The sequence below is a fragment of the Rhodanobacter fulvus Jip2 genome (assembly GCF_000264315.1).
GTDB classification, from domain to species: domain Bacteria; phylum Pseudomonadota; class Gammaproteobacteria; order Xanthomonadales; family Rhodanobacteraceae; genus Rhodanobacter; species Rhodanobacter fulvus.
The window spans coordinates 39,098-61,227 of the sequence record NZ_AJXU01000029.1 but is presented as its reverse complement, the minus strand read 5'-3'; the positions used below and the strand labels follow the sequence as shown (position 1 = coordinate 61,227).

Genomic DNA, 22,130 nt, shown 5'->3' with positions numbered 1-22,130 from the left:
GATCCCACTGTTTTTGTCTGGCACCTCAACCGCGAGGCGGTGGCGACAGATGACGGTATCGGGGCAGTAGCTTGGGCCCAGGTGCGGCGACGGCGAGTCGTTTCACTTGGGCCTTTTTCTTGCCTGGAGCCTTGCCTTCAGCCGGGAGTGCAAGCGCCCTTCATCCAAGCTTTGTTAAGCTTGCAACCCTCAGTCCGGCCCCTGTCGCCGGCTGCGTAGCGGAGTGACGCATGCGCGTTCTGGTGATTGAAGACAACACCGATATCGCCACCAATATCGGCGATTACCTGGAAGACCGCGGCCACGTGGTGGATTTCGCCGGCGACGGCGTCACCGGGCTGCATCTGGCGGTGGTGCACGACTTCGACGTGATCGTGCTCGACCTCACCCTGCCGGGCATGGACGGCCTCGACGTGGCACGCAAGCTGCGCCACGAGGCGCACAAGCAGACGCCGATCCTGATGCTCACCGCGCGCGATGCGCTGGAGCAGAAGCTGACCGGTTTCGAGTCCGGCGCCGACGACTACATGACCAAGCCGTTCGCGCTGCAGGAGTTGTCCGCGCGGCTGGAAGTGCTGGCCCGCCGCGGCAAGGGCCCGCAAAGCCGCGTGCTGAAAGTGGCCGACCTCACCTTCAACCTGGACACGCTCACGGTGAACCGCGAAGGCAAGTCGATCCAGCTGAACCCGATCGGCCTGAAGCTGCTGCAGGCGCTGATGGAGGCCAGCCCCTCGGTGGTCACCCGCCAGGATCTGGAGCAGAAAGTGTGGGGCGAGGAGTTGCCGGACAGCGATTCGCTGCGCGTGCATATCCACGGTCTGCGCGCGGCCATCGACAAGCCGTTCGAGAAGCCGCTGATCCACACCCGTCACGGCATTGGCTATCGGATGGTCGAGCCGGATGCGATCCAGGCGTAAGCTTCGCTTTCGATTGATCGTCTCCTTCGCGCTGTTCGGCTTTGGCCTCAGCGCGCTGTTTGCCGTGGCGGCGTTGTACGTGCGGGCCAAGGTCGAGGATCAGTTGGTGGTCTCCTCGTTGCAGCGGGATGCGGACAGCTACGTCCAGCAGATGCACGAGTCCCCGGGGCAGCCCTTCTATTCCAAGTTGATGACGGGTTGGGGCTGGAGCGACCGTACGCTCTACAAAGCGCCCTTGTCGTGGCAGGCCTTGCCCAGCGGCGTGCACGACATTTACGAAACCGATCAGGATGGTGAAACGCGGCACTACAAGCTCGCGGTCAGCCGGAAGTATGGTCTGATCGCGTTCGTCAAATACGACGTCAGCCGCGACGACCTGGGCAAGCAGCAACTGTTGATCAGCGTGATCGGCGCCGTGTTTCTGTTCGGCCTGCTGTCGCTGGTGCTGGGCCTTTGGCTTTCGCGCAAGGTGCTCAAGCCGGTGACCGAGCTGGCCAATCGTTTGCGCGACTTCCGCAAGGTGGGCAAGGCCGAACCGTTGGCGCCGTATTTCGCCGACGACGAGGTGGGCGAGTTGGCGCACGCGCTGGATGAATATTCGGTGCGGCTTACCGCGATGGTGGAGCGCGACCGCGAGTTCAACTCCGATGTCAGCCATGAGTTGCGCACGCCGCTGGCGGTGATCGCCAGCACCACGGAATTGCTGCAGGGATCGCCCGATCTCACCGAAAAACTGAGCGAACGGCTGAAGCGGATCGAGCGCGCCTCACGCCAGGCCACCGAACTGATCGAGGCGCTGCTGCTGTTGTCGCGCGCCGAGCGGCGCGGCCCCACCCGCGGCGAAACCACCGAGGTGGGCAAGGTGGCCGCCGACGTCATCGAAAGCCAGCGCCCGCAGGTGCGCGGCAAACCGTTGACGATCGAGCTGGCCGTGCAGGACCAGGCGGTCAGCGTGAACGCGCCCGCGTCCGTGCTGGCGGTGGCGCTGACCAACCTGATCGGCAACGCCATCAAGTACACCCTGGAAGGCACCGTGCGGGTCGAGGTGGGCGATGGCCGCATCGAGGTGATCGACACCGGCCCCGGCATCAAGCCCGAGGACGCCGAGCGCCTGTTCCAGCGCGGCGTGCGCGGCGAAGGCGCCGGCGGCAGCGGCGCGGGCCTGGGCCTGGCGATCGTGCGCCGGCTGTGCGAGCTGTACGGCTGGGATGTTTCGATGCGCCCGCGCGACGACGGCAACGGCGCGGTGGCCTGCATCAAGTTCAGCTGACGTGCTCGGCTCCTCCCCCTGCGAGCAGGGGAGGGAGCATGGCGATTACACCTGCTCCAGCCAGCCCCACTTGTCGTGGGTGCGGCCGTCGAACAGGCCGAAGAACAGTTCCTGCAGGCGCAGGGTGACGCGGCCGGCCTTGCCGGTGCCGATCTGCTTGCCGTCGACGGAGCGGATCGGGGTGATTTCGGCGGCAGTGCCGCACATCAGGATTTCATCGGCGAGGTAGAGGTATTCGCGCGGCAGGTCGCGTTCGATCACCTCGATGCCGTCCTCGCGGGCCAGCGTTATCAACGTGTGACGGGTAATGCCCGCCAGCAGCGAGGCGCTGGCCGGTGGCGTGTGCAGCACGCCGTCGAATACCAGGAACAGGTTCTCGCCCGCGCCCTCGCTGAGCAGGCCGGTGGAGGCCAGCGCGATGCCCTCGCCGAAACCCAGCCGGCGCGCCTCGCGTGCGATCAGCTGGCCGGAGAGGTAGTTGCCGCCGGCCTTGGCGCCGGCCGGGATGGTGTTGGGCGCGAAGCGCTGCCAGCTGGACACGCAAGCGTCGATGCCGTTCTCGAGCGCTTCGGCGCCCAGGTACGGGCCCATCGGCCAGGCGGCCACGGCCACGTCGATCGGTGTTTCGGCGGACAGGCCGAAACCGCCCAGCCCGCGATAGGCCACGGGGCGCAGGTAGGCGGCGTCGAGGCCGTTCTTGCCGATGACGTCGCGACAGGCTGCGGCCAGCTCGTCGACGCTGTACGGGATCGTCATGTCATAGACGCGGGCCGACTGGTACAGCCGGTTCAGATGGTCGGTGAGCCGGAAGATCGCCGCGCCGTCGGGCGTCGCGTAACTGCGGATGCCCTCGAAAACCGAGGAGCCGTAATGCAGCGCGTGCGACATCACATGGGCGGTTGCGTCCTGCCAGCGCTTGATGCTGCCGTTCTGCCAGATCCAGTCGGGGTATTGCTGCTGCGCCATGGTCGTTCCTCCGTGGGGAACAACCATCATAACGCCGCCTGCTCAAGGCCGCCGCGATGGCCCGGGCGGCATCAGTCCGCGTTGCGCAGCCACAGGCAACCGGCGCGGTGCACCAGGTCGAAGTGCCATTGGCGTGCGCCGGTACCCGTGCGGTCGGCGACGTCCAGCACCAGCATGGGCGCGGGAGGTGCGGCCGATACCGTCGCGGGATAGGGGGCTGCCGCACTGCGCGCTGGCGCCGGGGTGCCGGGGAAATCGATACCCAGCAGCGGTTGCCGTACCAGGCCGGCCAGCATTTCGATGTCGGCGATGGCGGCGCCCTTGCCGTAGCCGTTCCACAGCATCAGTCCGGCCAGCCGGTTGGCGTCCTGTTGCGCGAACGCCTCGATCACGCCCTGGCGCAAGTCGTCGCGGGTGGCGGCGCACAACATCATGGGCGCGGATGACGGTGCGCCTTCCGGGATGGGCGATGCGCGCACCGGCGAGGCCTGCATGCTGGCGCAGGGCTGGTCGGTGAAGACGGGATTTCCGCTGCTGCCGATGCAGTGATGGATGGCCGTCTGCGCCCCCGCCACGACGGGCAGGGCAACGGCCAGCAGGGCGAAAGGCAAGCGCATGGCAGCCAGCATAGCTTGCCGCCAGAGATGGTCCGATCCGTTCGTTGCCGTCATTCCAGCGTTCGTCGGGATGACGGCTTGCCTGAGGCTTCCCCTACGCCAGTTGCTTCAGCACCGCCTCGGTGGCTTTGGCCCGGTTCAGCGTATAGAAATGCAGCCCCGGCGCGCCGCCATCGAGCAGGCGCCGGCACAGCGTCGTCACCACCTCGGTGCCCAGTTTGCGCACGGCGTCGGCGTCGTCGCCGTGGGCGCGCATGCGCTGGGTGATCCAGCGCGGGATTTCCGCGCCGCACATGTCGGAAAAGCGCTGCAGCTGGCTGTAGTTGGTGATCGGCATGATGCCCGGCACGATTGGCACGTTCACGCCCAGGCGCTGCACGTCGTCGACGAAACGGAAATAGGCATCGGCGTTGAAGAAATACTGGGTGATCGCGCCGTTGGCGCCGGCATCGATCTTGGCCTTGAAGTGCTGCAGGTCGCGCAGGGCGTCGTCGGCCTGCGGGTGGGTTTCCGGATAGGCCGCCACTTCGATGTGGAAATGGTCGCCGCTGTGCTCGCGGATGAAACGCACCAGCTCGGCGGCGTAACGGAAGTCGCCCGGCGTGGCCATGCCCGAGGGCAGGTCGCCGCGCAACGCCACGATGCGGCGATAGCCGGCGGCGCGGTAATCGTCCAGCAAGGCGGCCAGCTCGGCGCGGTTGCCGCCCACGCACGACAGATGCGGCGCGGCGGGCAGGCCGTGCTGTTCATGCAGGTGCCGCGCGGTTTCACCGGTATAGCTCAGCGTGGAGCCACCGGCACCGAAAGTCACCGACACGTAGTCAGGCTGGTACGCCTTCAGCGCCGCGACGGTGCGGTCCAACTGCGCCCGCTGCTCATCGGTCTTGGGCGGAAAAAATTCGAAACTGACGGCCGGCATCGCATGGCTCCCTGTCGTGGTACGGGCAAGTATATCTTTGTTTCGCGATGAAGCGATGGATCAAGAGCAACCCCTCCCCAGCCCTCCCCTGCGAGCAGGGGAGGGAGCAGAGCGGCAGGGTCCGTCGCTTGTGGGAGCGGCTTCAGCCGCGATGGCTTTGGAGCTGGAGCAAGAGCATCGCGACTGAAGTCGCTCCCACAAAAAAAAACGGGGCGCATCGCTGCGCCCCGTTCTGTAATCTTCCGAATCCCGAATCCCGAATCCCGAATCCCGGCTACATCAGTACCGGTAGTGATCCGGCTTGTACGGGCCTTCCACCGGCACGCCCAGGTATTTCGCTTGCTCGTCGCTGAGCGTGGTCAGCTTCACGCCGATCTTTTCCAGGTGCAGGCGGGCCACTTCCTCGTCCAGCTTCTTGGGCAGGATGTAGACCTTGTTCTCGTACTTGTCCTTGTTCGCCCACAGCTCGATCTGGGCCAGGGTCTGGTTGGCGAACGAGTTGGACATCACGAAGCTCGGGTGGCCGGTGGCGCAGCCCAGGTTCACCAGGCGGCCTTCGGCCAGCAGGAACAGCGCGTGGCCGTCGGCGAACACGTACTTGTCCACCTGCGGCTTGATGTTGATCTTCTCGACGCCGGCCATCGTGTTCAGCGCATCGACCTGGATCTCGTTGTCGAAGTGGCCGATGTTGCAGACGATGGCCTGATCCTTCATGGCCTTCAGGTGATCCAGCGTCAGCACGTCCTTGTTGCCGGTGGTGGTGACGTAGATGTCGCCGCGGCCCAGGGTGGATTCGACCGTGTTGACCTCGAAGCCTTCCATCGCCGCCTGCAGCGCGTTGATCGGGTCGATCTCGGTGACGACAACGCGCGAGCCGTACGCGCGCAGCGAATGCGCGCAGCCCTTGCCGACGTCGCCGTAGCCGCAGACCACGGCCACCTTGCCCGCCAGCATCACGTCCATCGCGCGCTTCAGGCCGTCGGCCAGCGACTCGCGGCAGCCGTACAGGTTGTCGAACTTGGATTTCGTCACCGAGTCGTTGACGTTGATCGCCGGGATCAGCAGCGACTTCGCCTCGGCCAGTTGGTACAGGCGATGCACGCCGGTGGTGGTCTCCTCGGAGACGCCCTTCCAGTCCTTGACCACGGTGTGCCAGTAACCCGGACGCTCGACGGCCACGCGCTTGAGCAGGTTCTTGATCACCTGCTCCTCGTGCGAGGAGGCCTTCTCGTCGACCCACTTGCTGCCGTTCTCCAGCTCGTAGCCCTTGTGGATCAAGAGCGTCACGTCGCCGCCGTCATCGACCACCAGCTGCGGGCCGAGGAAGCCGCCCTTGCCGTCGGGGAACGACAGCGCGTCCAGCGTGCAGTCCCAATATTCTTCCAGCGTTTCACCCTTCCAGGCGAACACCGGCGTGCCGGTGACGGCGATGGCGGCGGCGGCGTGATCCTGGGTGCTGAAGATGTTGCACGAGGCCCAGCGCACGTCGGCGCCGATGTCCTTGAGCGTCTCGATCAGTACCGCGGTCTGGATGGTCATGTGCAGCGAGCCGGTCACGCGCACGCCCTTCAGCGGCTGCGCGGCGGCGTGCTTCTTGCGGATCGACATCAGGCCCGGCATCTCGTGCTCGGCGATGTCCAGCTCCTTGCGGCCCCAGTCGGCCAGCGACAGGTCGGCGACCTTGTAATCGTGCGTGTTTTCTTTGAGTGCGGCGTTCATGGATATCTCCGGTTAGTGCGAGGTTCTTGTGAAGAGTCCGGCCATGGATGGCCGGTCTTTCGCGAAGGGACTCGCGTAAAACAACCGGGCGCCGTTGTGGAACGTGCCGCGCCGAGCCTGGCCGTTTTCCGTGAGACGCGGAGGCATCCGCATTCGCGCTCACAAACGGTCGCAGCGCCCCTCGGCGGGCAAGCGAAGCGGCCATTGTAACCGGAAGCCCCGCCGGCATGAATCCGTCGGGGCGGGAAGCGTTTCTGCTGCCTTGGGAGCGTCGGCAGCCTGGGCGAATCAGCGAATCGCACCCATCGGCGTGCGGAACGGCAGCCTTCACGCCGGCGTTGTCAGGGGCGCAAGCCCGTTCCATGTTCGACCCGACCACGAGGGCCGACACGCGGCGCAGCGAGCCGGCCGATGGTTGCGGCGCCGCCGTGTTCATGGCGAAAGGCGGTAAAGACGTCCAAAACGAAAATTTTCCGCTGCGCTGCACAATTCGCTAAACTGGCCCACTGATTCGGCTGGAGCGTACCCATGCAAGACAACCGCGAACTCGAGTTTTTGCCGCATGACGGCCCGCTGCGCGAGGACGTCAGTCGCTTGGGTGCGATGGTGGGTTTGATGTTGGCCGAGCAGGAAGGCCCGGCCTTTTTCGAGCGTGTCGAACAGGTGCGCACCGCGGCGATCCGACGTCGGCGCGAAGGCGCGTCGGTGGACGAGCTGGCCGACTCGCTGGCAGGTCTGGACGCGGCCGACGCCGAGACGCTGGCCCGTGCCTTCGCCACCTACTTCCAGGCGGTGAACACCGCCGAGCGAGTCCATCGCATCCGCCGTCGACGCGATTACCAGCGCGAGGGCGGCACCCCGCAGCCGGAATCCCTGCTCGACGTGCTGGGCCAGCTGAAGGCCGATGGCGTACAGGCCGACGAGTTGCTGGGCTGGATGGAGCGGCTGTGGATCGAGCCGGTGTTCACTGCCCATCCCACCGAGGCGGTGCGTCGTTCGCTGCTGGAAAAAGAGCAGGCGATCGTGAAGTCGCTGGTGGACAACTTCAACCACAACCGCACCCCGCAGGAGCGCATCGAGGACGACGACCGCATCTACATGGCGCTCTCCGCCGGCTGGCAAACCGCCGAGGCGTCGCCGGTGCGGCCCAGCGTGCAGGACGAATACGAGCACGTCGGTTACTACCTGGCCAATCCGCTCTACCGCATCGTGCCGGCGCTGTACGAGTCGCTGGCCCGCTCGCTGCAGGAAGTCTACGGCGTAGCGGTGAAGCTGCCGCGGCTGCTGAGCTTCGCCAGCTGGGTGGGTGGCGACATGGACGGCAACCCCAACGTGGGCTCCGACACCATCGCCTCCAGCCTGGCCTCGCAGCGTGCCCAGGTGTTGGAGCGCTATCTTGAAGACATCAACGCGTTGGCCCATCAGCTCAGCCAGACCGAAGGCCGGGTGGGCGTGGCGCGCGGCCTGCGCACCCGGCTCGCTGATTACCGCGAACGCTTTCCGGATGCGGCGGCGAAGATCCGGCCGCGCCACCTGGATATGCCGTATCGCTGTTTCCTGGTGCTGATCGGCGCGCGGCTGGAAGCCACGCGCGATGACCAGAAAGACGGCTATACGTCCGCCGCGGAACTGACCGACGACCTGCAACTGATCGCCGACAGCCTGTTCGACAACCTGGGCCTGCATGCCGGCGCCTATGCGGTGGAACGACTGATTTGCCGCGTGCGCAGCTTCGGCTTCCACCTGGCCCGGCTCGACCTGCGCCAGGATTCGCGGGTGCACGACGACGCGCTCGGCGCCCTGCTGAACGACCCCGACTGGGCCAGCCGGCCGAAGCTGGAGCGTGGCGATCGGCTGCGCCCGTATGCCAGCGGCGCGCAGGCGTTTGGCGACTGCGACGACGACGCAGCGAAAAACCTGCAGTCGGTTTTCATCACCCTGCGCGAGAGCCGCCAGCGCTACGGCCTCGATGCCACCGGCTTGTACATCATCAGCATGGCGCGCTCGGCCGCCGACGTGCTGGCGGTGCTGGCGCTGGCGCGGCGCGGCGGACTGGTGTCGCCGGAACAGCCGCACGACGTGCCGCTGGACATCGCGCCGCTGTTCGAGACAGTCGACGACCTGCAGAACGCGCCGGCCTCGCTGCGGGCGCTGCTGGATGATCCGGTGTATCGCCAGCACCTGGCGGCGCGCGGCGATCAGCAGTGGGTGATGCTGGGCTACTCCGACAGCGGCAAGGACGCCGGTACGCTGGCCTCGAAATGGGCCCTGCAACGGGCACAGGGCGAATTGCTGGAAGTGGCGCGCGAAGCGGACATCCAGTTGGCGTTCTTCCATGGCCGCGGCGGTTCGGCCAGCCGTGGTGGCGCCCGCATCACCCCAGCGCTGATGTCCTCGCCGCGTGGCGCGGTGGCCGGCGTGCTGCGCGTCACCGAGCAGGGCGAGGTGATCCATCGCAAGTACGGCATCCGCGCGCTGGCCCTGCGCGGGCTGGAGCAGACCGTGGGCGCGGTGTTGCGCGCCTCGCTGCGCCCCCGGCAGACCGACCCGCGCGAAGTGCGCTGGTCCGAGGTGATGACGGCGCTGTCGGCCGCCAGCCGCAAGACCTATCGCGCCTTCGTGGACCGCGAGCATTTCGTGGAATATTTCCGCACCGCCACGCCGGTCGACGTGATCGAGAAGATGACCCTGGGCTCGCGCCCGGCCAGCCGCCGCAGCATGCGCGGCGTGCAGGATCTGCGCGCCATCCCGTGGGTGTTCGCCTGGACCCAGTGCCGCTCGATCCTGCCCGGCTGGTACGGTCTGGGCAGCGCGCTGGAGCAGGGCGTCGAGCAGTTCGGCGAGGACACCCTGGCGGAAATGGCGCGGCACTGGCCGTTCTTCAGCAACATGCTCGACGACGTCGAGATGGTGCTGGCCAAGTGCGATCTCGACATCGCCGAGGCGTTCTCCACCTTGTCCGGGCCGCTGCACGAGGAGTTCTTCAGCCTGATCCGCGACGAGTTCGAACGCACCCGGCGCTGGCTGCTGCGCCTGAAGAGCACCGGCACGCTGTTGAACGACTCGCCGCGGCTGGCCGTCTCGATCCGACTGCGCAACCCGTACGTCGATCCCATGAGCCTGATGCAGGTCGACCTGTTGCGCCGCTGGCGCGCGGGCAACGGCACCGACGACGCGTTGCTGCAGGCACTGGTCGCCTGCGTCAACGGCGTGTCGCAGGGTCTGCAGAACACGGGCTGATGGCCGGGACGGCGGCGTGCACACGCGGCGCGCCACCGTTCCGCCGGGTCAGCCCGGCTCGCCGCGGTATTTCTCATGCAGCGCCACCGGTGCGGTCGGGTTGGCGGCGCGTCGGCGGATCCACAGGTTGATCAGCTCCACGAATACCGAGAAGGCCATCGCGGCGTAGATGTAGCCCTTGGGAATGTGCTGGCCGAAGCCGTCCGCCATCAGCACCAGCCCGATCATGATCAGGAAGCTCAGCGCCAGTACCTTGACGGTGGGGTGGCGCTCCACGAACTCGCCCAGCGGCCGCGCGAACGCCAGCATGAAACCGATCGAGGCCAGGATGGCGGTGACCATCACCCAGCGCTGATCGACCATGCCCACCGCGGTGATGATGGAGTCCAGCGAGAACACCACGTCCAGCAGCATGATCTGCACGATCACCCCGCCGAACGTCGCCGCTGCCGTGCCCGCCGTCACCTGCTCGGTGGCGCCTTCCAGCTTCTGGTGGATTTCGTGGGTGGCCTTGGCGATCAGGAACAGGCCGCCGCCGACCAGGATCAGGTCGCGCCACGAAAACGCGTGGCCGAACAGCGAAAACAGCGGCGCGGTCAGCCCCACGATCCAGGCGATCGCCAGCAGCAGGCCCAACCGCGTGATCGCCGCCAGCATGATGCCGAGGCGGCGCGCCTTGTCGCGCTGCTCGATCGGCAATTTGCCGGCCAGGATCGAGATGAAAATGATGTTGTCGATGCCAAGGACCAGCTCCAGGGCGGTCAGCGTGGCGAGGGCGATCCAGATTTCGGGATTGGCCAGTGCTTCCATGGGAATCTCTCGGGTGGATGAAGGCGGCGAAGGGTTCGCCACCGGGGTAAAGCATGCCGCCGTCAGCGAATGGCGGCGGTGAAGAGGTTGACAGCGGTTCGACCGTCGCCGGCGAATGCGGCGCGGTGCTACGGGGAAGCAAGTTTCATGGGCGTACGGCTGCTCCGGCGAGGCTCATGGGCCACGGCTGCGGGGCATCTGTGATGGACGCACCTTCGCCGTGGATCGGCGAAGGTCTTGCTCGCAAACCGTTTGCCGGCTTGCTGCTGCACCGGGACAAAAGCCCGTATTGACGGCGACAGCGACTGGGAGCTACTCCCCTTCGTGGACGATGCTAGCACGCGCGCCGCACCCGTTCGCCAGCGACATGCGTTCATGCAACGCGGCGATGCGCTGCGCCCGCGGCAGGCGCTTCCAGGCGATCTCCAGCCGCAACGCTTCGCCGTGGCTGGCGACCCAGACCCAACCCAGCATCTGCTTCGGCGGGTTGGAGCGTGTGAAGCGCGCACCCTTGCCGGCCAGGTGTTTCGCGTAGCGTTGCCCGGGATCGCGGGCGATGCCGGTGTAGACACGGCCGTCGGCGCATTCCAGCAGGTAGACGGCCCAGGCGGTGGCGCCGGGGGCGTCGCTCATGGGCTCAATTCCACCCGATCAGGCCCACTCGATCAGGCCCATTCGACCAGGCCCTCGGCCTCGCAGACCTGTTTCCATGACGGGCGTGCCTTGAGACGCGTGGCCAGGGCCGCCAGCTGCGGCCATTCCGTCGCCGGCTTTGGCATGTTGCGCGACCAGCGCATCAGCATCAGCGCGTACAGGTCGACCATGCCGAAGGTGCCGCCGAGCATGTATGGGCCGTGTGCGGCGAGGTGGGCATCGATCTTCGTCCAGCACTTCTCGATGCCGGCGCGGGCGGCCTGCTTGATCGTGTCGGCGCCTTCGGGCAGATGGTCGCCGGGATAGAACCATTGGCGGAACAGCGGCTGCAGGTTGTTGGCGAGGTACAGCATCCACTGCAGGTAGTCCGCGCGTTCGACGCTGCCAGTCGCCGGCGCCAGCGCGGCTTCGGGATGGCGTTCGGTCAGCAGCATCGCCAGCGCCGCCGCTTCGCTGTGTGGCACACCGTCGATCACCAGCGTCGGCACCACACCATTCGGATTGATCGCCAGATACGCCGCACTGCGCTGCTCGCCCTTGTCGAGATCAATGCGCTTGAGCTCGTGTGGCGCGCCGATTTCCAGCAGCGCCAGATGCACTAGCAGGTTGGCCGAGCCGGGGGCGTAGTAGAGCGTGTACATGGGCGTGTCCGCGAATGAGGTCAGGAGATGATACGGCGGAAGAGCGCCCCCTTCCGCCCTTCGGGCACCTTGAACGGATGCTATCCATGGCATCCACCCTGCGGGCAGCTTCGCTGCTCAAGATGGCAATCCTGCCATCTTGTCCCCGCAGGCGGGGGAAGGAAGCGGACGGGCTCCTCGAAACAGCCAGCTCCCTTCCCCCGCTTGCGGGGGAAGGTGCCCGGCAGGGCGGATGGGGGCAGCTTTTCCGCCGCCCCGCGAATCAGCCATCCAGCTCCGCCCACCGCGCATACGCCGCATCAAGCTCAGCCTGCACGGCCACCAGGGCCTCGTTCGCCTTGACGATCGCCGCGCTGTCCTGCTGGAAAAATGCTGGCTCGTTCATCGCGGCGCTGCGCGTGGCGATGTCGCTTTCCAGTTGCTCGATGCGCCTGGGCAGCTGATCCAGCTCGTGCTGCTCCTTGAAACTGCGCTTGCGCTTCGCCGCAACCGGCGCTGCCGGCGCGGGGGCGGCGGCCGGCTTCGCCGCGTGGCCGGCCGTGCGCGGGCCGGGTTTCTGCCGCAGCCAGTCGCTGTAGCCGCCCACGTACTCGCCGATCTGGCCGTTGCCCTCCAGCACCAGGGTGCTGGAGACCACGTTGTCGAGAAAGGCGCGGTCATGCGAGACCAGCAGCAGGGTGCCCTGGTAGTCGGTCAGCAGTTCTTCCAGCAGCTCCAGCGTCTCGACGTCGAGGTCGTTGGTCGGTTCATCCATCACCAGCAGGTTGGACGGCTGCGCGAACAGCTTGGCCAGCAGCAGGCGGTTGCGCTCGCCGCCGGAGAGGCGGGTGATCGGCGCGCGCGCGCGCTCGGGTGAGAACAGGAAATCCTGCAGGTAGCCGATGATGTGCTTGCGCTGGCCGTTGAGCTCGATGTACTCGCGGCCCTCGGCCACGTTGTCCAGCGCGTTGAGCTTGTCGTTGAGCTGCAGCCGGTGCTGGTCGAAGTAGGCGATCTGGATGGACGTGCCCAGCTCCGCCGTGCCTCGCTGTGGAATCAGCTCGCCCAGCATGATCTTCAGCAGGGTGCTCTTGCCGGCGCCATTGGGACCGATGATGCCGATGCGGTCGCCGCGCAGGATGGTGGTGCTGAGGTCGTCGATCAGCACGCGGCCGCCGTAGGCCTGGTGCACGTGCTTGAGGTCGATCACCTTCTTGCCGGAAGACTGCGCGTTGGCGGCGGTCATCCTCACGTTGCCGCTGAGGTTGCGCCGTTCGGCGCGTTCGTTGCGCAGCGCCTTCAGCGCGCGCACGCGGCCTTCGTTGCGGGTACGCCGGGCCTTGATGCCCTGGCGGATCCACACCTCTTCCTGCGCCAGCTTCTTGTCGAACAGCGCGTTCGCCTGCGCTTCGGCGTGCAGGCGCTCTTCGCGGCGGCGCAGGTAGTTGTCGTAATCGCCGGGCCAGTCGGTGAGCGCGCCGCGGTCGATTTCCACGATGCGGGTGGCCAGCGCGCGCAGGAAGCTGCGGTCATGGGTGACGAAGATGATGCTGCCGGCAAACTGCTTGAGGAAGGTTTCCAGCCAGCCGATGGCTTCGATATCCAGATGGTTGGTCGGCTCGTCCAGCAGCAGCACGTCGGGTTTGCGCACCAGCGCCTGCGCCAGCAGCACGCGCCGCTTCATGCCGCCGGACAGCGCCGCGAAATCGGTCTCGCCGGGCAGTTCCAGCTGGGTGATCACCTCGCTGACGCGGCGGTCCAGGTCCCAGCCGTGCTGCGCCTCGATCTGGTGCTGCACGTCGCCCAGTGCGTCGAAGTCGCCGGTGTCGAGCAGGTGGTGATAGCGCGCCAGCAGCCGGCCCAGGTCGCCGAGCCCCTCGGCGACCACGTCGAACACGCTGCCCTCGGTGCCCTGCGGCACCTCCTGCGCCATCCGCGCCACCACGATGCCGTTCTGAATGCGCACCTCGCCGTCGTCGGCCTGCAGCTCGCCGGCGATCAGCTTCATCAGGGTGGATTTGCCTTCGCCGTTGCGACCGACGATGCAGACACGCTCGTTCGCCTCGATCGACAGATCGACATGTTCGAGCAGGAGGGGGCCGCCGATGCTGAAGTCGACGCGTTGCAATTGGATAAGAGACATCCGCCCATTGTAGCGGGCGGTGCTTTGAAAGCCGCCTTTCGGAGTTCTTCTTTTTTTGAAAGTTTATTGCGATTTCTTTCAAAGCTAACTAAAGTCGAGGCTCGGCTAACGCCTGTCCAAGGGATGGAGATCGTGGACACCGCAGACTTTTTATCCACCGAAGCTGGTCGGCTGGTGCGTACACCACAGGGACCTCTGGCGTTCGTGCCGGCGGCATTGCCGCCATCGGTGATCTTCGACCATGCCCTGGTGTTGGCGCTGTCGCGCGCTGATGCCGCGCTCAGCGAACTTTCCGGGCTTGGTCGACAACTGCCCAACCCGCATCTGCTGATCGCGCCTTATCTGCGCCGCGAAGCCGTGTTGTCGTCGCGCATCGAAGGCACCCAAGCCAGCATCACCGATCTGCTGGCTGACGAAGCCGGACAATCGCCGCAGGCACCAGCCGACGATGTGCTGGAAGTACGCAATTACGTCACCGCACTGGAGTACGGCGTGCAACGGCTGGATTCGTTGCCGTTGTCGCTGCGGCTGGTGCGCGAGCTGCACGAAAAGCTGCTGCACGGGGTGCGCGGCGAAACCGCCACGCCAGGCCGTTTTCGCCGCAGCCAGAACTGGATCGGTCCGCCAGGTAGCACGCTTGCCAGCGCCTTTTACGTGCCGCCTCCCGTGGAGGAGATGAAGCAGGCACTCAGTGATTGGGAGCGTTTCATGCACCGGCGCGACGAGTTGCCCGATCTGATCCAGTGCGCGCTGGTGCACGAACACTTCGAGGCGATCCATCCGTTTCTCGATGGCAATGGCCGTGTCGGCCGGTTGCTGATCACCTTGTTCCTGATCGAGCGCGAACGATTGACCCAGCCGTTGCTGTACCTATCCGAGTACATCGAGCGCGAGCGGCGCGGCTACTACGAAAGCCTGCAGCGCATCCGCACCCACGGCGATTGGAGCGGCTGGCTGCATTACTTCCTGGCGGGCGTTCAATGGAGCGCCCGCCGCGCTGCGCGGCAGGCGCGCGAACTGATGGATCTGCGCGAAAGCATGCGCCGCAACGTGGCCGAGTCACCCAAGGCGCTGGCGCTGGTCGACGAACTGTTCGCCAACCCGCATATCAATGCGGCGCGGGTGAAAGGGTTGCTGGGCGTCTCCGACCCCACCGCCCGCGCGGCGTTGGCCGAGCTGGAACGCGCGGGCCTGATCGCCGAGACCAGCGGCCGTCAGTGGGGTCGCCAGTACCTTGCGCGCGGCGTGCTGAAGGCGATCGAGAGCCCATCCGAGGAACGCGATGAGCAGCGCTGAAGAACAACCCGTCTCGTCATTCCTGCGAAGGCGGGAATCGTGAAGCACTGGGTACGCAACCTGGAACGCCAGCCCGATGCCTCGTTCTGGCTGCCGACGTCCACCGACCGCTTCTACCCCGACTTTGTCGCCGAGCTCACCGACGGCCGTCTGTTCGCGCTGGAGTACAAGGGCGGCGATCGTTACAGCAACGATGACTCGAAGGAAAAGCGCGACATCGGCGCCGTTTGGGCCGCCGCCAGCGAAGGACGCTGCGTGTTCGTGATGGCGACGGATGCGGCAACCGCCGGGATATCGGTTGCGGCGCAGTTGCGCAAGGCCATCGGTGGATAAGGGCGCGGCGCGATAGCGATGGCGGCAAATCCCCTGGTCGCGAAAGTCCTGTCGCGACGTGATGTGCCACTGGCCGGGTTTCGTCGGGCCCGTTTGATCGCAGGCGCTGGCTGGGCCGTTCCCCTCCGCACCCGCTAAGCGCTGTCGACCGCCAGGCGTCTATACTGACTGGCCAACACGGGGGTGGGGGATGACCAGGCAACTGACGGATCGCTATCGCGAGGCGAAGCTTATCGCCATGGCGGCGATCGAGCTTGGCATGGATGCGCGCGAGGAAATGATCGCGTCGGCGGTGGCCGGCGACGAGGAGCTCGGCCGCGAAGTGCGCTGGATGATCAGCGCCATCGAAAGCAGCCACACCGCGCCGATGCCGGGCGACCAGATGCAGACGGCCGACCTCAGCGGCCACGACGCGCAGGCCTCGGCGCCGCGGCAATACCGCTTGCTGCGCCGCCTGGGTGAAGGCGGCATGGGTACGGTCTACCTGGCCGAGCGCACCGACGGTGATTTCGTGCAGCAGGTGGCGCTGAAATTCCTGCAGGCGTCGGCGGAAGGCTCGCCGGTGCTGCTGGAGCGCTTCACCCGCGAGCGGCAGGTGCTGGCGCGGCTGGAGCATCCGGGCATTGCGCATCTGCTCGATGGCGGCGTGCTGACAGATGGCAAGCAGTTCCTGGCGATGGAGTACGTCGAGGGCGAGCGCATCGATGCCTGGTGCGAACACCATGGGGCCGACCTGCGCGAGCGCGTGTTGCTGTTCCTGAAGGTATGCGCGGCGGTGGAATACGCCCATCGCAACCTCATCATCCATCGCGACATCAAGCCGGCGAATATCCTGGTAACGGAATATGGCGAGCCGAAACTGCTGGATTTCGGCATCGCGCGGATCATCGACGAGCACGTTGAGGTCGCCGACACCGCCACCGGCGCCCACGCGCTGACCCTGGCCTACGCCAGCCCGGAACAGATCGAACGCCAGCCGCTGACCACCGCCGCGGACGTCTATTCGCTGGGCGTGGTGCTTTACCAGCTGGTGTCCGGGCGGCGGCCGTTCCAGCATCTGGTGACGCCGCACCTGTTGACCAACGCCATCATCAGCGGCGCCGTGGTGGCGCCAAGCCGTGTCGCGAAGGCGGCGGCAAGAGAGTTCAACGGCGAGAAGACGCCCGGGTTCTCGGTGCCGGCCGATATCGATGCGATCGTGCTGAAAGCACTGCGTCGGCATGCGGCTGAACGCTACGCCACCGTGGGCGAAATGGTGGCGGACCTGCGGCGTTTTCTGGCGCGCCACCCGGTGCACGCGCGGCGCGGCGTGCGGCTGTATCGCGTACGCCGCTTCGTGCAGCGCAACCGCTGGCCGCTGGCGGCCGCGTCGGTGCTGCTGATCGCGGTGCTGTCCGGCCTGGGCTCATCGCTGTATGCGCTTGGCCAGGCGCGCACCCAGCAGCAGCTGGCCGAACATCGGCAACAGCAACTGGAGCGCATCGTGCACTTCCAGCAGTCGATGTTCGACAGCGTGGACATCGACGCGATGGGTCATGCGATCAAGCGCGATCAGGAGCGGCAACTGACCGCCATGCTCTCGAGCGGCAAGGACGGGCCCGCGCCGGACAAGGGCGCGGTCGAGGAATTGCAGCGCGCCTTCGCCGGCATCTCGGCGACCGACACCGCCCGCAACGTGCTGGATACCTACGTGGTGACGCACGCGCTGGACAGCCTGGACGCGGCGTTTGCCGATGCACCGACACTCGCCGCCGACATGCGCCAGTCCCTGGCCCGCGTGCTGGTGAACATCGGCAGTTACCCGCACGCCGTCACCGAATTGCGCAAGGTGCTGGCGACCCGCGACCACGACGCGCCCGCCGATGACCAGGCGCGGCTTTCGACGCAGATCGACCTGGCGCAGGCCCTGTATCGCAAGGGCGACCTGGATGCCGCGGCGCAACTGTTCAAGCAATCGGGCAGGGAATCGTCCTCGCTGCCGGTGACCGCGCCGTTGCGCGTTGCGGCGGAAGCCGGGCGCGGTCGGGTGCTGGCGGCGCAAGGCCATCTGCAGCAGGCGTTGGCGCTGCAGCAGAAGCTGTATGCGCAACTGCAGCTGCCGTTGCCGGCCACCGACAGCGGTGTGATGGAACTGCGGCAGGACTTGGTGACCACCCTCATCGGCCTGGGCATGCGTGACGAAGCGCGCAAGCAGGCCGAGGCGCTGGTGGCGCTGGACCGCGGCAAGCTGGGCGCGGAGCACCCCGAAACACTCAAGGCCATGGTGGTGCTGGCCAAATTGCTGCACTACCGCCACGAGTACGAGAAATCACTGGAGCTGGCGCGCGAAGTGGCGACCATCCGCGAGCGCAAGCTGGGCGCGGATCACCCCGAGACGCTGCGCGCGCAGAACATGGTCGCCACCGACGAGGTCTACCTGGCGCAGGATCCGGCCGCGTTCAAGCAGGCGCATGCGCTGCTGGATCGGGTGGTGGCCACGCGCGAGCGACTGCTCGGCCCGGATCATCCGGACACGATGGCGTCACTCACGGTGATGGTGCGGCTGGTGGCCAAACAGGGGCATTTTGCCGATGACCCGGCGATCGCGCAGGGGTATTACGCGAAAGCCATTGCGCTGGAGCGCAGGATTCTGGCGTCGCATGAACGCATGCTGGGGCCGAACCACCCTCACACGCTGATGGCCCACGGCAGCCTGGCCAGCCTGCTGAACGCCGCCGGTCAGCACCGGAAGGCGCTGGCCGAGGCCGAGCTCACGCTGGCGGGGCAGCGCCGTGCGCTGGGTGACGATCATCCGATCATCTTCGGCACGCTGACACTGATCGGCGATATCAACAGCGATGCGGGCGACTGGAAGGCGGCGCGCGTGGCCTACCGGCAGGCGTTGACCGGGCGCGAGAAGCTGCTTGGGCCGCGCGATGCGCATACGATCGAGAGTGCGTCGCGCCTGCATTACGCGCTTGCCGAACTGGGCGCACAACATGCCGCCGAAAATGTCCGCCAGGAGTATCTGGATCCCGTCATCGCCATGAACCCGGCCAACCTCAACGCCAGCATGCGCAGCGTGCGCGACGAGGCCATCCGCATGCTCACGCCCTGAGTTTCGGGCGCTTCCCCCGCAGGTGGGAAGGAGACATGCGGCTCGGCTGTCGCGAACACGAAACGCAAAAGGCCCCGCATGTGCGGGGCCTTTCGTCGAAGTGGCAAGTCTGCGCAGACGCTTACTTCAGCTTCGCGTCCTTGCGCAGCGCCTCGGCGCGGTCGGTCTTTTCCCACGAGAACGAGGTGAACTTGTTGCCGTTCGCGTCGGTCAGCTCCTGCGGCGTGCGGCCGAAGTGGCCGTAGCTGGCGGTCTGCTGGTACATCGGGTGGATCAGGTCGAGCATCTTCAGAATGCCGAACGGGCGCAGGTCGAAATGCTTGCGGATCAGCTTCTCGATCTGCTCGTCGCTGATCTTGCCGGTGCCGAAGGTGGTGACCGAGATCGAGGTGGGATGGGCCACGCCGATGGCGTAGCTCACCTGCACTTCGCAACGGTCGGCGATGCCGGCGGCCACGATGTTCTTGGCCACGTAGCGCGCGGCGTAGGCAGCCGAGCGGTCGACCTTCGACGGGTCCTTGCCCGAGAACGCACCGCCACCGTGGCGCGCCCAGCCGCCGTAGGTGTCCACGATGATCTTGCGGCCGGTGAGGCCGCAGTCGCCCACCGGTCCGCCGATGACAAACTTGCCGGTCGGGTTGATGTGGAACTTGGTGCCCTTGTGCAGCCACTTCTCCGGCAGCACGGGCTTCAGGATCAGCTCGCGCACGCCTTCGATGAGGTCTTTCTGCTTGACGCCCGGATCGTGCTGGGTGGACAGCACCACCGCGTCGATCGCCACCGCCACGCCATTCTCGTAGCGCAGCGTGACCTGGCTCTTGGCGTCCGGGCGCAGCCACGGCAGCGGCGAGTTCTTCTTCTTGCGCACCTTGGCCTGCTGCTCGACCAGGCGGTGCGAGAAGTGGATGGCGGCGGGCATGAAGGTCTTGGTTTCGTTGGTGGCGTAGCCGAACATCAGGCCCTGGTCGCCGGCGCCCTGTTCTTCGGGCTTCTTGCGATCCACACCCTGGTTGATGTCGGGCGACTGCTTGCCGATCAGGTTCAGCACGCCGCAGGTGGCGCCGTCGAAACCGACGTCGGAGGAGTCGTAGCCGATGTCCAGGATCACCTTGCGGGTCAGCGCCTCGAGGTCGATCCAGGCGTTGGTGGTGACTTCGCCGGCGACGATCGCCACGCCGGTCTTGACCATCGTTTCGCAGGCGACGCGGGCGCGCGGGTCCTGCGCGATGATGGCGTCGAGCACGGCATCGGAGATCTGGTCGGCGACCTTGTCCGGATGGCCTTCGGAGACCGATTCGGAGGTGAACAGGTAGTTGGACATCGCGGCTATATCCCTTTGTACGGATAGAAAGATAAAGAAAGGCGCGATGATACAACGCCATCCCCGGTTTTGCAGCTTCGCGCAAGCACGTCGTGGGCGGGATTCCAGCCGTGTTCAGCCGCCCGGCGCGTCGCCAGCCGGCGGCGCGGCGCGGCGAGGTGGCCGCCCGTGGGCTGGACCTTAAAACCCGACGGCGGCGGCCTGCGGCGGCGCCGGGGCGACATCGTGGGCAACACCGCTGATCGGCGCGAGGACTTTCGGCAGCAGGCTGTCGAGTGTCCCGTCCATGCGCAGCTGGTCGATGCTGGACATGGCCTGGTCCAGCTTGCGCTGCTCGGTGCCTTCCGTCGGTGGCGGTGCACCGGGCGCCTCGGTGAGCGCCGCCAGTTCCGGGCCTACCAATTGGGTCAGTGCGAAGTACGCGTCATCGTGGATGCCCACCTGTTCCAGCAGCAGGCCGGGAAGCAGCCAGGAGGCGGTGTCCAGGTGCACCGGCTTGATCGGATGTTGCGGCTCGATCAACAGCCAGGTACCGGCCTGGCTCAGCATGTCCTTGCCGTCGACGAAGCCGGCGATCTGGTAGCTGTTGCTGAGCGCCGGCAGGTGGTCGCCGTAGAACAGCACCAGGCTCGGGCGGCGGCGCGTGGCCAGCTGTTTCACCAGCCGACCCAGCTCGGCGTCGGCGTGGCCGATGTGATAGAGGTAGGTCTGCAGCTCCAGCTTGTCGCGCCCTTCGATGCCTTGCGGTACGGCGATGGCGTCGCGCTCGGCAGTGTGGGCCGGCTCGATGTCGTAGGGCCCGTGCGCCTCGATGCTGATGGCGAAGATGAACTGCGGCGGGCCGCTGTCCTTCAGCTGGCGCAGGATTTCGTCGGTCATGGCGCTGTCGGCCATGTATTTGCCATCCATTGGCGCATCGGCGGGGAACGACGCCTGCGACACGAAGCTGTCGAAGCCCAGCGCCTTGAATGCCGCGCTGCGGTTCCAGAACGCGGGGTCGTTGCCGTGCAGCGCAATCGTGTCGTAGCCATGCTGGTTCAGCACGCGAACCAGGCTGGGCACGGTGGCGTGGCTCAGCTGCAGGTAGGGAAATTGCAGGTTGTCGAAATAGCGCAACGACAGGCCGGTCAGCATCTCGAATTCGGTGCGGATGGTGCCGCCGCCGAAGGTCGGCACGTGCAGCTCGCCGCTGGTCCCCTGCCGCGCCAGCCGGCGCAGGTTGGGGGTGAAGTGGCTGTGCTCGTAACCCTTCATGATGGTTGGGTCGAAGAACGATTCGCTCTGCACCACCACGATGTCGGGCAGCGCGCCGCCCGCCGAGGGCTGCAGCAGGCGCTGCCGCAGCGGGTGGTCGTAATCGGCAATCAGCTGCCTGGCCAGGGCGAGGTCGGGTTTCTTCTTGCCGTGGCCGTAGTGCAGGTCGAACATGATCAGCCCGCTGATCAGCCCCGAGTGGTTGGCGGTGGACATCGCCGACCACGGCTCCAGCCACAGCACGCGACCGTTGTAGAGACGCTCCCACGCGGTCACGCCCAGCAGCAGGCTGAGCAGCGCCGCCGCCAGCACGCTGCCGGCAAGCAGGCGTTTGCCGCCCGTGCGCCGCGGCAGCAGCGGCGGCTCGAAACGCCACATCGCGATCACCAGCGCCAGAGCGGCCAGCAAGCCCAGGTACGGCCACGGGCTGTGCGGCAGGTAGCCGGACAGCAGGTGCATGCCGCCCTTGCGCAACTGGCCCACCATCTGGAAATCGGCCGGCAGCAGCGGCGTGCCCAGGTTCGCCACCTTCAGCGCGTTGACCCCGTAGACCACGCCTTCGACCAGCAGCACCATGCCGAACGACAGCAGCAGCCGGCGGGTGAGCAGCAGCAGCACGCCCGCCAGCAGCAGGCCGGGCAGGGCATTGGCGAACGGGAAGCGGGCCTGGTCGAGCAGGCGCCTGGGCACCACGCCGACGCCGCCGTCGATCAGTCCGGTCAGCAGCACGAAACCCAGCACCACGGCCAGCAGCGCAAGCGTGCGCCAGACCGGGGCATGCCAGCGGCGCGGAGGGCGGGTGGGTTTCAACGACATGGCAGTCCTGTTGCTGTCATCGCGGGGGCAGCGAATGTAATCAAGCCAACATGAACCGCACGTTGGTCGGATCGCGCAGTTTCGGGCCTGCACGGGCGCGCTTCAATGGGTTCACCACGTTCGCCCGGAACGGTGTCG

16 protein-coding genes and 1 riboswitch are annotated in these 22,130 nt (G+C 66.5%); of the genes, 6 read left to right on the top strand and 10 right to left on the bottom strand.

Going from position 1 to position 22,130, the window contains the following annotated elements:
* Positions 1-230 precede the first annotated feature (230 nt).
* Positions 231-917, top strand: a complete 687-nt coding sequence (locus UU9_RS07445) for a response regulator transcription factor (RefSeq protein WP_007081123.1) — start codon at positions 231-233, stop codon at positions 915-917.
* A complete protein-coding gene (locus UU9_RS07440; protein WP_040670511.1) occupies positions 901-2,187 on the top strand; it encodes a sensor histidine kinase in 1,287 nt (428 codons plus the stop codon). The genes UU9_RS07445 and UU9_RS07440 overlap by 17 nt, the downstream gene beginning before the upstream one ends.
* Positions 2,188-2,232: 45 nt before the next feature.
* Here UU9_RS07440 and UU9_RS07435 read toward each other — a convergent pair whose 3' ends face one another.
* From UU9_RS07435 to ahcY, 4 genes are all read right to left on the bottom strand, one after another.
* Positions 2,233-3,153: a branched-chain amino acid transaminase gene (locus tag UU9_RS07435; protein ID WP_007081121.1), complete on the bottom strand. Its 921-nt coding sequence runs from the start codon at positions 3,151-3,153 to the stop codon at positions 2,233-2,235.
* Between the two features lie 71 nt (positions 3,154-3,224).
* Positions 3,225-3,770 (bottom strand): hypothetical protein, encoded by a 546-nt coding sequence (locus UU9_RS07430; RefSeq protein ID WP_040670527.1) that lies wholly within the window; start codon positions 3,768-3,770, stop codon positions 3,225-3,227.
* A 94-nt stretch (positions 3,771-3,864) separates the two neighbouring features.
* Positions 3,865-4,689, bottom strand: coding sequence for a methylenetetrahydrofolate reductase [NAD(P)H] (gene metF, locus UU9_RS07425; protein ID WP_007081120.1), 825 nt, complete (start codon positions 4,687-4,689; stop codon positions 3,865-3,867).
* A gap of 279 nt (positions 4,690-4,968) precedes the next feature.
* Positions 4,969-6,408 carry an adenosylhomocysteinase gene (gene ahcY, locus UU9_RS07420; RefSeq protein ID WP_007081119.1) on the bottom strand — a complete coding sequence of 480 codons (1,440 nt, stop codon included), beginning with the start codon at positions 6,406-6,408 and terminating at the stop codon, positions 4,969-4,971.
* A gap of 79 nt (positions 6,409-6,487) precedes the next feature.
* Positions 6,488-6,597: riboswitch (S-adenosyl-L-homocysteine riboswitch) on the bottom strand.
* Positions 6,598-6,936: 339 nt separating this feature from the next.
* Here ahcY and ppc point away from each other — a divergent pair.
* Positions 6,937-9,648, top strand: coding sequence for a phosphoenolpyruvate carboxylase (gene ppc, locus UU9_RS07415; protein WP_007081118.1), 2,712 nt, complete (start codon positions 6,937-6,939; stop codon positions 9,646-9,648).
* Between the two features lie 48 nt (positions 9,649-9,696).
* On the opposite strand, the gene UU9_RS07410 is transcribed toward ppc, so the two are convergent.
* The 4 genes from UU9_RS07410 to UU9_RS07395 form a co-directional block, all read right to left on the bottom strand.
* On the bottom strand, positions 9,697-10,458 hold the full coding sequence (locus tag UU9_RS07410) for a TerC family protein (RefSeq protein WP_007081117.1): 762 nt from the start codon (positions 10,456-10,458) through the stop codon (positions 9,697-9,699).
* 312 nt (positions 10,459-10,770) lie between these two features.
* Entirely contained in the window at positions 10,771-11,091 is a 321-nt protein-coding gene (locus UU9_RS07405) for a GIY-YIG nuclease family protein (RefSeq protein WP_007081116.1), read from the bottom strand.
* A gap of 32 nt (positions 11,092-11,123) precedes the next feature.
* Positions 11,124-11,753, bottom strand: coding sequence for a glutathione S-transferase family protein (locus UU9_RS07400; RefSeq protein ID WP_007081115.1), 630 nt, complete (start codon positions 11,751-11,753; stop codon positions 11,124-11,126).
* Between the two features lie 262 nt (positions 11,754-12,015).
* Positions 12,016-13,875 carry an ATP-binding cassette domain-containing protein gene (locus tag UU9_RS07395; protein ID WP_007081114.1) on the bottom strand — a complete coding sequence of 620 codons (1,860 nt, stop codon included), beginning with the start codon at positions 13,873-13,875 and terminating at the stop codon, positions 12,016-12,018.
* Between the two features lie 123 nt (positions 13,876-13,998).
* On the opposite strand from UU9_RS07395, the gene UU9_RS07390 reads away from it, so the two are divergent.
* The 3 genes from UU9_RS07390 to UU9_RS07380 all read left to right on the top strand — a co-directional run bounded on the left by UU9_RS07390 (position 13,999) and on the right by UU9_RS07380 (position 18,601).
* Positions 13,999-15,171 (top strand): Fic family protein, encoded by a 1,173-nt coding sequence (locus UU9_RS07390; RefSeq protein ID WP_007081113.1) that lies wholly within the window; start codon positions 13,999-14,001, stop codon positions 15,169-15,171.
* A 39-nt stretch (positions 15,172-15,210) separates the two neighbouring features.
* Positions 15,211-15,504 (top strand): hypothetical protein, encoded by a 294-nt coding sequence (locus tag UU9_RS07385; protein WP_007081112.1) that lies wholly within the window; start codon positions 15,211-15,213, stop codon positions 15,502-15,504.
* Positions 15,505-15,694: 190 nt separating this feature from the next.
* On the top strand, positions 15,695-18,601 hold the full coding sequence (locus tag UU9_RS07380; RefSeq protein ID WP_007081111.1) for a serine/threonine-protein kinase: 2,907 nt from the start codon (positions 15,695-15,697) through the stop codon (positions 18,599-18,601).
* A gap of 121 nt (positions 18,602-18,722) precedes the next feature.
* Here the strand turns inward: UU9_RS07380 and metK are convergent, their stop codons facing one another.
* Both metK and UU9_RS07370 read right to left on the bottom strand, forming a co-directional pair.
* A complete protein-coding gene (gene metK / locus UU9_RS07375) occupies positions 18,723-19,922 on the bottom strand; it encodes a methionine adenosyltransferase (RefSeq protein ID WP_007081110.1) in 1,200 nt (399 codons plus the stop codon).
* Between the two features lie 180 nt (positions 19,923-20,102).
* The gene (locus UU9_RS07370; RefSeq protein ID WP_007081109.1) at positions 20,103-21,992 is read right to left on the bottom strand and encodes an LTA synthase family protein; all 1,890 of its coding nucleotides are present in this window, start codon (positions 21,990-21,992) and stop codon (positions 20,103-20,105) included.
* Between the last annotated feature and the right edge of the window lie 138 nt (positions 21,993-22,130).

Bases quoted from the DNA above. Each gene is read 5' to 3' on its own strand.
- UU9_RS07390 (WP_007081113.1), top strand. From the start codon at position 13,999: ATGGAGATCGTGGACACCGCAGACTTTTTATCCACCGAAGCTGGTCGG.
- ahcY (WP_007081119.1), bottom strand. From the start codon at position 6,408: ATGAACGCCGCACTCAAAGAAAACACGCACGATTACAAGGTCGCCGAC.
- UU9_RS07445 (WP_007081123.1), top strand. From the start codon at position 231: ATGCGCGTTCTGGTGATTGAAGACAACACCGATATCGCCACCAATATC.
- UU9_RS07440 (WP_040670511.1), top strand. From the start codon at position 901: ATGCGATCCAGGCGTAAGCTTCGCTTTCGATTGATCGTCTCCTTCGCG.
- metF (WP_007081120.1), bottom strand. From the start codon at position 4,689: ATGCCGGCCGTCAGTTTCGAATTTTTTCCGCCCAAGACCGATGAGCAG.
- ppc (WP_007081118.1), top strand. From the start codon at position 6,937: ATGCAAGACAACCGCGAACTCGAGTTTTTGCCGCATGACGGCCCGCTG.
- UU9_RS07410 (WP_007081117.1), bottom strand. From the start codon at position 10,458: ATGGAAGCACTGGCCAATCCCGAAATCTGGATCGCCCTCGCCACGCTG.
- UU9_RS07435 (WP_007081121.1), bottom strand. From the start codon at position 3,153: ATGGCGCAGCAGCAATACCCCGACTGGATCTGGCAGAACGGCAGCATC.
- metK (WP_007081110.1), bottom strand. From the start codon at position 19,922: ATGTCCAACTACCTGTTCACCTCCGAATCGGTCTCCGAAGGCCATCCG.
- UU9_RS07430 (WP_040670527.1), bottom strand. From the start codon at position 3,770: ATGCGCTTGCCTTTCGCCCTGCTGGCCGTTGCCCTGCCCGTCGTGGCG.
- UU9_RS07400 (WP_007081115.1), bottom strand. From the start codon at position 11,753: ATGTACACGCTCTACTACGCCCCCGGCTCGGCCAACCTGCTAGTGCAT.
- UU9_RS07395 (WP_007081114.1), bottom strand. From the start codon at position 13,875: ATGTCTCTTATCCAATTGCAACGCGTCGACTTCAGCATCGGCGGCCCC.
- UU9_RS07370 (WP_007081109.1), bottom strand. From the start codon at position 21,992: ATGTCGTTGAAACCCACCCGCCCTCCGCGCCGCTGGCATGCCCCGGTC.
- UU9_RS07380 (WP_007081111.1), top strand. From the start codon at position 15,695: ATGACCAGGCAACTGACGGATCGCTATCGCGAGGCGAAGCTTATCGCC.
- UU9_RS07405 (WP_007081116.1), bottom strand. From the start codon at position 11,091: ATGAGCGACGCCCCCGGCGCCACCGCCTGGGCCGTCTACCTGCTGGAA.